The organism is Bacteroides congonensis (assembly GCF_900130125.1).
Lineage (GTDB): Bacteria > Bacteroidota > Bacteroidia > Bacteroidales > Bacteroidaceae > Bacteroides > Bacteroides congonensis.
On the sequence record NZ_FQXY01000011.1, the window covers coordinates 534,734 to 547,198 of the forward strand.

The 12,465-nt window shown below is 43.9% G+C and carries 11 protein-coding genes; 3 read left to right on the forward strand and 8 right to left on the reverse strand.

Annotated elements, in window-relative coordinates:
- Positions 1–31: 31 nt before the first annotated feature.
- Together lipA and BQ7997_RS19520 are read right to left on the reverse strand one after the other, a co-directional pair.
- Complete coding sequence (gene lipA / locus BQ7997_RS19515) at positions 32–880, reverse strand: lipoyl synthase (protein ID WP_073347726.1); 849 nt, start codon at positions 878–880, stop codon at positions 32–34.
- On the reverse strand, positions 880–3,090 hold the full coding sequence (locus BQ7997_RS19520) for a S9 family peptidase (protein ID WP_073347727.1): 2,211 nt from the start codon (positions 3,088–3,090) through the stop codon (positions 880–882). Before BQ7997_RS19520 ends, lipA begins: the two co-directional genes overlap by 1 nt.
- A gap of 167 nt (positions 3,091–3,257) precedes the next feature.
- Here BQ7997_RS19520 and BQ7997_RS19525 point away from each other — a divergent pair, with 167 nt between their 5' ends.
- The 3 genes from BQ7997_RS19525 (at position 3,258) to BQ7997_RS19535 (ending at position 6,347) form a co-directional block, all read left to right on the forward strand.
- Positions 3,258–3,560 carry a hypothetical protein gene (locus BQ7997_RS19525; protein WP_022139388.1) on the forward strand — a complete coding sequence of 101 codons (303 nt, stop codon included), beginning with the start codon at positions 3,258–3,260 and terminating at the stop codon, positions 3,558–3,560.
- Between the two features lie 85 nt (positions 3,561–3,645).
- Complete coding sequence (locus tag BQ7997_RS19530) at positions 3,646–4,014, forward strand: BlaI/MecI/CopY family transcriptional regulator (protein ID WP_073347728.1); 369 nt, start codon at positions 3,646–3,648, stop codon at positions 4,012–4,014.
- A 23-nt stretch (positions 4,015–4,037) separates the two neighbouring features.
- Positions 4,038–6,347 carry a M56 family metallopeptidase gene (locus BQ7997_RS19535; RefSeq protein ID WP_235817330.1) on the forward strand — a complete coding sequence of 770 codons (2,310 nt, stop codon included), beginning with the start codon at positions 4,038–4,040 and terminating at the stop codon, positions 6,345–6,347.
- 13 nt (positions 6,348–6,360) lie between these two features.
- Here BQ7997_RS19535 and miaA read toward each other — a convergent pair whose 3' ends face one another.
- From miaA to BQ7997_RS19565, 6 genes are all read right to left on the reverse strand, one after another.
- Positions 6,361–7,260, reverse strand: a complete 900-nt coding sequence (gene miaA / locus BQ7997_RS19540) for a tRNA (adenosine(37)-N6)-dimethylallyltransferase MiaA (RefSeq protein WP_073347729.1) — start codon at positions 7,258–7,260, stop codon at positions 6,361–6,363.
- A 96-nt stretch (positions 7,261–7,356) separates the two neighbouring features.
- Complete coding sequence (locus BQ7997_RS19545; RefSeq protein ID WP_022139392.1) at positions 7,357–7,911, reverse strand: IS1096 element passenger TnpR family protein; 555 nt, start codon at positions 7,909–7,911, stop codon at positions 7,357–7,359.
- A gap of 21 nt (positions 7,912–7,932) precedes the next feature.
- Positions 7,933–8,700, reverse strand: a complete 768-nt coding sequence (gene lpxA / locus BQ7997_RS19550; RefSeq protein ID WP_022139393.1) for an acyl-ACP--UDP-N-acetylglucosamine O-acyltransferase — start codon at positions 8,698–8,700, stop codon at positions 7,933–7,935.
- A gap of 19 nt (positions 8,701–8,719) precedes the next feature.
- Positions 8,720–10,105, reverse strand: coding sequence for a bifunctional UDP-3-O-[3-hydroxymyristoyl] N-acetylglucosamine deacetylase/3-hydroxyacyl-ACP dehydratase (locus BQ7997_RS19555; RefSeq protein WP_073347730.1), 1,386 nt, complete (start codon positions 10,103–10,105; stop codon positions 8,720–8,722).
- 7 nt (positions 10,106–10,112) lie between these two features.
- Positions 10,113–11,153, reverse strand: coding sequence for a UDP-3-O-(3-hydroxymyristoyl)glucosamine N-acyltransferase (gene lpxD / locus BQ7997_RS19560; RefSeq protein WP_073347731.1), 1,041 nt, complete (start codon positions 11,151–11,153; stop codon positions 10,113–10,115).
- 82 nt (positions 11,154–11,235) lie between these two features.
- A complete protein-coding gene (locus tag BQ7997_RS19565; RefSeq protein ID WP_022139396.1) occupies positions 11,236–12,465 on the reverse strand; it encodes an HD domain-containing protein in 1,230 nt (409 codons plus the stop codon).

Consider the following 12,465-nt stretch of genomic DNA (forward strand, 5'->3'; position numbering starts at 1 on the left):
TATAAAACAAATAGTGTCTGTGTTTTGTTTGCTAACGAATATGTTTCTCTGCATGGTAGGATGAGCGGACAAGGGGAGCGCTCTCTACGATGTTAAATCCTTTTTCTAAACCGATGGTCTTGTATTTTGTGAATTGTTGTGGAGTCACGTATTCCGCTACGGGATAATGACGGTGACTGGGTTGCAGGTATTGTCCTATAGTAAGAATTTGGCAGCCGACTGCTAATAAATCATCCATCAACATTTCTACTTCTTCGGGAGTTTCTCCCAGCCCGACCATGATACCGCTTTTGGATTTGACTCCTTTGGATGAGATTCGTCCGATCACTTGTAAACTTGTGTCATAATTTGCTGCACTGCGTACCAGCGGACTGATACGGCGGACGGTTTCCATATTATGCGAGATGATGTCGGGGTAGGCTTCTATCACGAGGTCTACCAGTTCCATCCTGCCCTGAAAATCGGGTATCAGTACTTCGATGGTAGTTTTGGGATTCAGCCGTTTGATTTCACGGATGGTACGTGCCCAATGTTCCGCTCCCAAATCGGGAAGGTCGTCCCGGTCTACGGAAGTGATAACAGCATGGTCCAGCTTCATCAATGCAATGGATTCCGCTACATGGGCAGGTTCATTGATATCCAGTGGGTACGGGCGTCCGGTCTGCGTGTTGCAGAATTTGCAACTGCGGGTACAGATGTCACCGCCAATCATAAAGGTAGCAGTGCCTTTTCCCCAACATTCCCCCATATTAGGGCAACGCCCACTGCTGCATATGGTATGCAGGCAATGGGAGTCGACAATCCGTTTGGTTTCGGTGTATCGTTCGTTGGTACCGATATTGATTTTCAGCCATTCGGGCTTACGTATTCTATCCGCCATTACAAATTATTCAAGAAGAAGTTAGTCAAGCGTGTGTACAAGTGTTGACGGGTATTGCCACCGTATATTCCATGATTACGGTTGGTATATACTTGCATATCGAATTGTTTTCCGAGTTGAACCAGGTGTTCGGCATACTCGGTACAGTTCTGGAAGTGTACATTATCATCTGCCATACCGTGTACGAGCAACAAGTTACCATGCAGTTTGTCGGCACGAGTGAAAGCGGATGATGCTTTGTAGCCTTCAGCGTTTTCTTTCGGAGTGCGCATGAAGCGTTCCGTATAAACCGTGTCGTAGAAACGCCAGTCGGTCGGTGCGGCAACGGCTACCCCTGCTTTGAATACGGGAGTTCCTTCACTCATACTCATTAGAGTCATGTATCCGCCGTAGCTCCATCCCCAAATGCCGATGCGGTCTTTGTCCACGTAAGGTTGTTTGCCGAGATAGAGAGCAGTTTCCACTTGGTCTTTGGCTTCTTTCACACCGATTTTCAGATAGGTGCATTTTTCAAAGGCTTCTCCACGGCCGCCTGTTCCGCGACCATCCACGCATACAACGATGAATCCGCGGCTTGCCATATAGGTTTCCCAGCTAATGCCCCAGTTGTCCAATACTTGTTGGGAGCCCGGGCCGCTGTATTGATACATCAGCACCGGGTATTTCTTCGATGCGGAGAAATCTACGGGTTTCATCATCCATCCGTTCAAGGTTACACCGTCCGTAGTCTGGAAGGTGAAGAACTCTTTCTGCGGTACTGCATATCCTGATAAAGTCTCTTTCAGCTTGTCATTTGTAATCAATGTCTTGAGCGTTTTGCCCGAATTGTCGTTCAATGTCACCACCATCGGATTATTCAGGTTGGTGAACTTGTTCATATAATACTTCATTGATTTGCTGAAAAGCGGCGTGTTCGTTCCTGCCTGTTGAGAGAGTTTTATCTTTTTGCCTTTCTTGTCTGTCTTGTAGACAGCTTTGCGAAGCGGGCTTTCTTCATTACTGGTGTAGTAGAAAGAACCGTCTTCCTCGTCATATCCCAGGAAGTCTTTTACTTCGAACTTTCCGTTCGTCACCTTTTTTATAAGGTTACCCCCCATGCTATACCAGTAAAGGTGGCTGTAACCGTCGCGTTCACTGAGCAGGCTGAAGTATTCGGGGTAGAATTCGATATTATCGAAGGTGTTCTCTTTAATATAGTAAGGAGATTCGTCACGCAATACCAGTTTGCAAAGCGTGGAACGCGGGTCGGCAAAGTAAAGGTCGAAACGATCCTGATGACGGTTCAACGTCATGATTGCCAGTTTGTTGGCATCTTTGGTAAAGCGGATGCGGGGGATATATCCGTCTGCATCCAACGGAAGTTTCATGGTGCGGGTGACGCGCGACTTAATATCATACGTGCGTACTTCTACTTTTGAGTTCGGGTAGCCGGCCTTCGGATACTTATACGTATATTCTCCCGGATAATCCTTGAGAGCATCTATGCGGGGAGCCTCTCCGGCAAATATCGGGAAAGAGTAGGAGGGGACTGCCGATTCATCGAAACGGATAAAGGCAATCTGTGTATTGTCAGCGCTGAACTCCAAAGCACGGTTGAAGCTGAATTCTTCTTCGTACACCCAGTCGGGGATACCGTTGATGATAGAGTTCTGTTTGCCGTCTTCGGTCACCTGGCTTTCACTGTTGCCATAGAGCAGCTTGACAAGGAAGATGTTATTGTCACGGACAAAAGCAATCATCGTGCCGTCCGGTGAAAAGACGGGGACCTGTTGAGGTCCGCCGTCAGACAGCCGTTCAATAATGTTGTTTGTCGTAACGCCCTTATCATTTCGTTTCAAAGGGTAGATATAATGTACAGCTGTATATGAATGCCGGTAAATCGGATTTGTCTTGGTAGCAATCAGCAATTTTTGTCCGTCGGGTGAGAACTGGTAACTGTCGAAGTTCTTGAAGTCACATTCTCGTGCAGTGTTTACATCGAAAATAACTTCTACCTTTTCGCCTGTCTTGAAAGAATATTTGATGATTTGCGTGCCTTCGGCGTTCATCTGCGTGTAGTGTTCACCGTCAGGCGTAGGGATGACCCCCTGGATGTTTTCCGGCCGGAAGCGTCCGGATGTGATGTCTTTTAAATCAAGAGCCTTTTGACCCTGTGCCATTCCGGTCAGGCAGATAAGGCAGAGTAATAATGTGATGCTGATTTTTTTCATCTGCTTTTATTATTGCTTTTATAATTCAGTTTTGGTTTTTATTCGTACTTGCAAAAGTAACAATAAACTTAGATTCGACAAAACATGATGGATTTTTATGCGGTTTTGATAAGGATTATTGGGTGAGATTCAATATCTTTGTGAAAAGGACTTTAAATATTACCACTATGAATTCAAAAAGGAAAGACTTGCAGTATGCTTCTGTCTTCTTGTTGGCGGTGGCGTTGACCTTCCTGTTAGGGAAGGGTGATAACTTGTGGCTGGTGTCGTGGGGCGACTTGATACCGGGTTTGTTTGTACTGTTCATTGCAGGCGATTGCCTGTATAGTTCCCTGCTGCGTATCAAGCGCGGCGAAGAGGAAGGTGGTGCGCGCTGGAGCACCTGCTTCACTTTTTTAGTGTTCAGCATTGTTTTTATGGGTGATTTATTCTTTATCGGCAACTTTATTGTAGATAAGCTGTGGGGATAAACTAGATGCTTTAGTTTACTTTAACTAGGAAAATTAGTTTGTGAACTAAAACTTTTCGTTATTTGCAGCAAACAATGTTGCAAGTATGAAAGGATTAACAGCAAAAGAGGAAGAAATCATGGGCTTTTTTTGGGAAAAAGGCCCCTTGTTCGTGAAAGAAATGTTGGCTTTCTATGAAGAGCCGAAACCACATTTCAATACATTATCTACTATCGTGCGCGGGTTGGAAGACAAGGGTTTTCTGGCTCACAATACGTTTGGTAATACCTATCAATATTATCCTGTGGTCAGTGAAGAAGATTTTCGTAAAGGGACGCTTCGGAATGTGATTAGCAAGTATTTTAATAATTCTTATTTGAGTGCTGTTTCTTCTTTGGTCAAAGAGGAAGATATTTCTTTGGATGAGCTGAAACAACTGATTCATGAAGTAGAGAAGACAGACAAGAAAGACTAATTAATAAAACGACAATCTACACTATGGGAGCATTCTTTATTTATATATTAAAATCATCTGTCTGCCTTGTCTTGTTTTACCTGTTTTTCCGGTTATTATTGAGCAAGGAGACGTTTCACCGTTTCAACCGTGCTGCTTTATTGGGAGTGCTGTTCTTCTCGTTGCTCATCCCTTGCATTGAGATGACTACCCGTCATCAGGTTGAAGTGCAGCAGGCTGTACTTTCTATCGAGCAGTTGTTGATGATGGCGGAACTGAACGCGACGGCTCCGGAAGTGGGGGCAATGGTACAGGAAGCGCCTTCTGTTTCCTGGATACAAATCGTTTTATTGGTTTATCTGGCAGGCATAGTCTTTTTTGCTTGTCGTAATATCTGTTCTTTGATTTGTCTTTTCAGGCTGATATATTCGGGCAGACATGAGAAGTTGGAGAAGGGTATTATTCTTGTGGTGCATAACCGGACAATCGCTCCGTTTAGTTGGATGAAGTATATCGTTATCAGTCAGAAAGATATGGAAGAGAATGGACGGGAGATTCTGATTCACGAAACGGCGCATATCCGTCACCGTCATTCCATAGATTTATTATTGGCGGATATTTGTATTTTCTTCCAATGGTTCAATCCGGGCGCATGGTTGCTGAAACAGGAGTTGCAGAATATCCATGAGTACGAAGCGGACGAGACGGTTATCAATGAAGGAGTAAACGCGAAGGAATATCAACTATTATTAATAAAAAAAGCCGTTGGCACAAGGCTCTACTCTATGGCCAACAGCTTTAATCACAGTAAACTTAAAAAACGTATCACTATGATGTTAAAAGAAAAATCAAGTCCATGGGCTCGTTTGAAGTACCTGTATGTACTTCCGTTGGCAGCTATTGCAGTAACTGCCTTTGCCCGTCCCGAAATCTCGGAGAAAGTCGAAGAGATTTCAGCAGTCAAAGTTAATGATTTAGCTGAAATTGTGCAAGAAAAGGTGCTGCAAGATACAGTGAAAGCATCGAAAGTCGTGAAGAAGGCTGATCCGAAGGTGGCTGCGACGGAAAAGAAAGAGGAAGAAGAAATTGTTATCTTTGAGGTGGTGGAGCAGATGCCGGAGTACCCTGGCGGTATGGATGCATTGAGCAAGTACTTGGAAAGTAAAGTGGCCGACTCCCCTATGAAAGGTAAGGCAGGTGGACTGGTAACGATTGGCTTTACAGTCACTGGAAGCGGAAAAGTGACAAATGTGCAAGTACTTGAGTCTGACCAACCTTCGCTGAACAAGGAAGCTGAAAGGATCGTTAGTGAAATGCCGGACTGGATTCCGGGAAAGCAACGTGGTAAGCCTGTTCCTGTGAAGTATTCTATTCCTGTAAGATTTGGTAATATCAGATTTGGATTGGATAAGCAGCCGTTGATTCTTGCTGATGGTAAGGAAATCAGCATGAATGCTATGGAAAGGATGAATCCGTCGGATATAGAGAGCGTGTCTGTCCTGAAAGATAGTGCTTCTATAAAAATATATGGTAAACGTGGCGAAAATGGAGTGATTCTTGTAACCACAAAGAAGCCGGGTACGACAACACAGTTTAATTTTTCTAAAGTGGATAATCAGGAAAACGTAGTACCCAATTTCCAAGTTAGTGGGACTGTCGTTGACGAACAGGGGCGTCCGAAAGCAGGTGTAAGTATACTTGTGCCTAATACGACTTATGGTGCAATCACGGATATAGACGGCCGTTTCAGCCTGAAAGCCGTAAAAGGTGGTAATCTGCTATTTTCGTTTATCGGATACAAATCCATGAAAGTTCCTGTAAGTGCTACGATGTCAGTACGGATGGAACAGGAAGTAGTGAAACTATTGCCGGAAACTACCAATCGGCTTGTGAGGGCTCGGGAAACAAAACCTGCCGGCCTTATTAATGGCATTAATGTTCATGGAGTGAAAGAGGGTGGACAGCCATTGGTTATTGTTGACGGTAAGGAAGCTTTGGAAAAAGATGCTTTATCCAAGATTGCTCCTGACCGTATTAAAAGTATTACTATACTGAAAGATAAATCGGCAGCAGTTGTTTATGGGGATAAGGCAAAGAATGGGGTGATTGTAATAGAAATGCTGACTGATGAAGAATTTCAGGCTAAAAAGAATAATCCCCAACCTGCTTATACTGACGCATGGCAACTAGCTGAAAGTGCTGCGAAAGATATGGAAGGGGAGGTTATTTACCTTTTGGATGGAAAAGAGGTAAATGCCGGTAAGTTACAGCAAATGTCGGCGAAGGCTATTAAATCGGCTTCAGCAGACCGTGTTGATGGTAGAATTGTTATTCGTTTGGTGAGTGAAAAGTAATATTCAGGAATGCTTAGGATAAAGACTGGCGGAGGTACGCAAGTATCTCCGTTTCTTGTTCCGGATGAAACCAGCGTATTTCTTCATCCCGCTTGAACCAAGTCATTTGTTTGCGTGAATAAATACGAGAATTCTGCTTTATCTTTTCAATGGCAAACGGTAGTTCCCATTCTCCATCCAAGTACTTGAACAGTTCTTTGTATCCTACCGTATTGAGAGAGTTAAGATGGCGATAGGGGAGTACAGAACGTACTTCTTCCAATAAACCCTCTTCCATCATCATATCCACACGGCGGTTGATACGGTCATAAAGTTCTTCCCGCTCACGGGTTAGTCCTACTTTGATAATACGGAAAGGGCGCTCTTTCTTTTGTTGCGTGCGGAAAGAAGTGTATGTGCGTCCCGTCATATAGCAGATTTCCAGTGCATGAATTACTCGCTTGGGATTCTTCAAATCTACAATACGATAATATTCCGGGTCTAATAAGCGGAGTTCCGCGCAGAGTTGTTCAAGTCCTTCTTCCTCATATTTCTGCAACATGAACTGGCGGGTTTCCGCATCAACGGTAGGAATGTCATCAATACCTTTGCAGATAGCGTCCACATACATCATCGAGCCGCCGGTAAGAACCACGACTTCATGTTGGGTAAATAACTTTTCAAGGATTTCCAGTGCTTCCGCTTCGTATTGGGCGGCACTATAATAATCTGTAAGATGAAGCGTACCGACTAGGTGATGGGGTACACGTGCCAATTGTTCGGGAGTAGGCGCTGCCGTGCCTATTTTTAATTCAGCATAAAGTTGTCTCGAATCAGCAGATACAATGCTTGTCCGGAAATTCTCTGCTATCCGTAGACTCAATTCGGTTTTCCCTACGCCGGTAGGCCCTATAAGAACAATGAGAGTAGGCAATGGACTTAAGTGATTAGTGATTAATGATTAGTGGTTAGTGATTAACAATTGCACAATATACTGCATAGTGTTAATCACTAACCACTAATCGTTAAATTAGAATTTCTCTTCTTCGAATGAACCGCCTGCGTCGCCACCAATATCGAATCCTTCCTGATCAAAGTCTTCCATATCGAAATCCTGGTCGCCATAGAAGTTTTCGTCTAAATCGAGAGAACCACCGGCAACAGCCATTTCTTCAAAATCGACTGTCTGTTTCGGGGCATCCCCTGATTTCTTGGTGCATTTGGCACCCTTCATTTCCTTTCCGGTAATGATTTCAGATAACTCAATGAAGAAACAACGTTCCGTCATGTAATCGAATACATACAGCAACTTTTGTTTTTCATCTTCTACCAGTTCACTGATAGTAGTTTCTTTCATCACCCAGCTATCCATTTCAGGGTTGTCGTCCATTTCTTCCAAAGTCACTTCCTTTTCTTTTTCCCAATCGTCGTCGCAGATAAAGAAAGAAGTCATCTGGTCGTTTGCGTACCCAACTGATTTTACGATTGCCTCATGGAAGTCTAAAAAAGTAGCTTCCGGATCAATTTGTATTTCTCTGACAAAATCGTCAACTTCATCAGATATGATAGTAAATCTGTATATCATAATATGACTATTTTGAACTGTTTATTTAATTATACCACGTTCTGAATTACGGATGAAGTCGATGATGTAGTCGATTTCAGGACTCTTCTCGAATTCATCTTCAATTTTCTTTAATGCTTCTGTCGTGTTCAATCCACTTTGGTAGATGATACGATAGGCATTGTGAATGTTTTCAATCACTTCATTGGTAAAACCACGACGGCGCAAGCCGATAATGTTGATTCCGCTGAAAGCGATTGGTTCGCGTCCTGCAATGATGTAGGGAGGAATGTCCTTACTGAAACGGGAACCACCTTGAATCATTACATAGCTGCCTACATGACAGAATTGATGCATTAGTACACCGCCACTGATAATAGCGTTATCATCAATTACGATTTCACCGGCCATCTTGGTAGAGTTACCAATGATGCATCCGTTACCGACCAAAGCATCATGTGCCACGTGCACGCTTTCCATCAGTAAGTTGTTATTTCCCACAATCGTGCGCCCTTTAGCTGCCGTACCACGGTTGATTGTCACGTTCTCGCGAATCAGGTTATTGTCTCCGATTTCGGCTGTTGATTCTTCCCCTTGAAATTTAAGATCCTGCGGAATAGCCCCGATAACGGCACCCGGAAAAATAGTATTTCCGTTACCAATACGTGAACCATATAAAATGTTGGCATTAGCCATAATTTTATTGTTGTCGCCGATAACCACGTTTTTATCTATAAATACAAAAGGCGCAATTTCTACATTTTCCCCGATTTTAGCTTCGGGATGAATATACGCTAAAGGACTTATCATTTGATTTTCCAATTGTTAATTACTTATTTTTTACTATTTGTGCCATAAACTCAGCTTCGCAAACTACTTTTTCCCCAACGAATGCGTAACCTTTCATTGTGGATATACCACGACGGATAGGTGCTAATAATTCCACACGGAATGTCAGTGTATCTCCCGGCACTACTTTCTGGCGGAACTTCACACCGTCTATCTTCATAAAATAAGTGGAGTAACGCTCCGGTTCGTCAACAGAGTTGAGAACCAACAAACCGCCTACTTGTGCCATTGCTTCTACTTGGAGCACGCCCGGCATAACGGGTTCTTGTGGAAAATGTCCTTGGAAGAAAGGCTCGTTGGCAGTAATATTCTTTACACCTACTATATAGTTGGCACCGATTTCAATCACTTTATCTACCAGTTGGAAAGGATAGCGATGCGGCAACAGTTCGCGGATACGGTTTACATCCATCACCGGCTCACGGTTACAGTCATAGTTTGGTGCCTGAATATCGTGCAAACGAATTTCTTTCCGCATCTGACGGGCAAACTTGTTATTGATAGTATGTCCGGGACGGGTAGCGATGATACGCCCTTTAATCGGTTTGCCGATTAAAGCGAGGTCGCCGATAACATCCAGTAATTTGTGACGGGCACATTCATTCGGCCAGACCAACGGCTTGTGGTTGATATAGCCTAACTCATTGGCGTCCATATGAGGAACTCCCATAACGTCTGCCAACTTGTCGAAGCTTTCCTGTGACATCTTACGTTCGTAGATTACGATAGCATTGTCCAGGTCGCCCCCTTTAATCAATCCCGCAGAGAGCAGCGGTTCTATTTCGCGAACAAAGACGAATGTACGGCTGGCAGCCACTTCGTCTTTGAATTTATGCATGTCTTCAAGTGTAGCAAACTGGTTCGGGATAATGGTCGAATCATAAGAAACCAGTACATTCAGGCTAAAATTCTCGTCCGGTAGTACGATGATGGAAGAACCTGTCGACTCGTCACGGAATTCAATCTTTGACTTAATGATATAAAAGTCCTTGACGGCATTCTGTTCTACTGTTCCTACACGTTCTATTTCTTGTACATAATATTGTGCACTACCATCTAAAATCGGAAACTCCGGGCCGTTTACCTGGATAAGGCAGTTATCAATGCCCAATGCGTAAAGGGCTGCCATACCATGTTCAACGGTGCTTACTTTGACTCCATTCTTCGACAACACAGTACCACGGGTGGTTTCTGTCACGTTGTCGGCTACTGCATCGATAGTTGGTTGTCCTTCTACGTCAATGCGCTGGATTTTATATCCATGATTGTCCGGAGCAGGATTAAATGTTACAGTGAGATCAAGTCCAGTGTGAAGACCTTTCCCGCTCAGTGAAAAGCTATCTTTCAGCGTTTTTTGTTTCAGCATTGGCTATTTACTTATTTAATAGTTGTTTTAATTCTTCGATTTCCTTGCGCAGGCTACGCAGTTCTTTCTGCATGTCCGGCAGGCTTCTTTGTGCGATGGATGACTTGAAATATTGTTTTAACTCCATAGGAGGAGTACCGATGAGCTGACTGCCGGACTTGATATCTCCCGGTACGCCCGATTGTGCGCCCAAACCGACTTTATCTCCTATTTTTGAGTGTCCGGCAATACCTACCTGACCGCCAATCATACACCATTCTCCCACTTTGGTAGAACCGGCGATACCGGCTTGTGCAGCCATTACGGTATGCGAACCGATCTCGTCATTATGGGCTATTTGTATCAGGTTATCCAATTTGACACCACTATGTACTACCGTAGCTCCCATTGTAGCACGGTCTACACAGGTATTGGCACCTATGTCCACTTTATCTTCCAGAATAACAATTCCGATTTGAGGAATCTTGTCGTATCCGTTCGGAGTAGGGGCGAAACCGAATCCGTCGGCTCCGATTACCGCACCCGAGTGCAGGATACATTCGTTGCCTATGCGGCAATCATGATAAACATTTACATTCGGGTAAAGCAGGCAACTGTTGCCTATTTTCACACCGTCTCCAACAAAAGTATGCGGATAAATTTGAGTATTATCTCCGATCACGGCGTTTTCGCCAATGTAGGCAAAAGCACCTATATATACGTTCTCACCAATCTTGGCACTGGAGGCAACAAATGCTAATGAATCGATACCCTGTTTTTTAGGTTTGCTCATTTCATAAAGGTTGAGCAATTTCGCCAGGCTTTCGTATGCATTGTCTACTTTGATAAGGGTCGTTTTAATTTCATGTTCAGGAGTGAAGTCCTTATTAACCAGGACAATGCTAGATTGTGTCTCGTAGATGTAAGGCGTATATTTGGGGTTTGACAGGAAAGAAATAGCTCCGGGCATTCCCTCTTCTATTTTAGCGAATGTGTGTACCGTAGCGTTTTCGTCTCCAATGATTTCCCCTTGGATAAATGCTGCAATTTGCTTAGCCGAGAACTCCATGTCTTTAATTTAAAATTTAATTAGTTCACAAATAACGGACTTTTTTTTCAGATTTCCGTGTTATTGCATGAATATTTTATACTTATCTATGTAATCTCTGGTAGCAGAGATAGTATTTCTTTACCTTTTTGGACAATAAAGAGATGTTCAACATGTCCGATGCTTCGGCAATATTTTTGATAGTGCCGTCTTTATAGATAATGTCAATACTGTCATCCGCCGGGTCGTACATATTCTTTTCGATGCTGGGGGTAGAGACAAAATAGTTCGCTTCGGAAAGTGTTATGCCTAATTGCTGGCTGATTTGCAAAGTTAATTCTTTTTTTCTGTCTTCACCAATCGGTTCCGACGAAATTTCCACTTTAAAGATATTTCGGTTAATCATTCCCATGCTTAAAGTGGAAAGAACCTTGTCAGTATGGGTGCTCCATACTTTCAAGGCCGTCCATATATCATTATCATCCAGTTGTACAAAGTTCTCCAGACAATCGGGGTTGTTGTAGAACTCTTCGGGAGTGATGTCTTTGTAAAGGAAAAAGCGGAATGCGGGTGATGCGAACAGCTCCACTCCCTGCGAAGCCAGTTCTTTGGCGCGCAAAAGGGTACTGATAAGCATCTTTTCGTAGGCTACCGAAGTCTTGTGCAAATATACCTGCCAATACATCAGGCGGCGTGCCGTGAGGAAGTTCTCGATGGAGTAGATTCCTTTGGATTCGATGACAAGGCGGTCGTCTGCCACATCGAGCATCTTGATGATTCGTGCCGAGCCGATGTTTCCTTCTGTAACTCCCGTATAGAAACTGTCACGACGGAGATAATCAAGCCTATCCATATCCAACTGGCCACTGACAAGCTGATGCAGGAAGCGCTTCGGATACTCGTCCTTGAAGATTTGAATGGCAAGGCTGAGCTGGCCGTTCATCTCCTTGTTCATCCGTTCCATCAGCATAAGGGAAATCTCTTCGTGGGGAATTCCTTTAACAATAGTGTCTTCCAGCACATGAGAGAAAGGCCCGTGTCCGATGTCATGCAGCAGAATGGCAGCCTGTACGGCTTCCGCTTCACTGTCGAAGATGAAGTTTCCTTTCGATGCCAGTTGCGTAATGGCTTCGCTCATCAGGTAGAAAGCACCCAGGGAATGTTGGAAGCGGGTGTGCTGCGCACCGGGATATACCACAGACGAGAGCCCTACCTGCTTGATACGGGTAAGACGCTGCAAAAGGGGATGCCGTACTATATCGTATAGCAACCCCTTCGGAATATTGATAAACCCGAATACCGGGTCGTTGATTATCTTTCTTTCGTAAGGCAT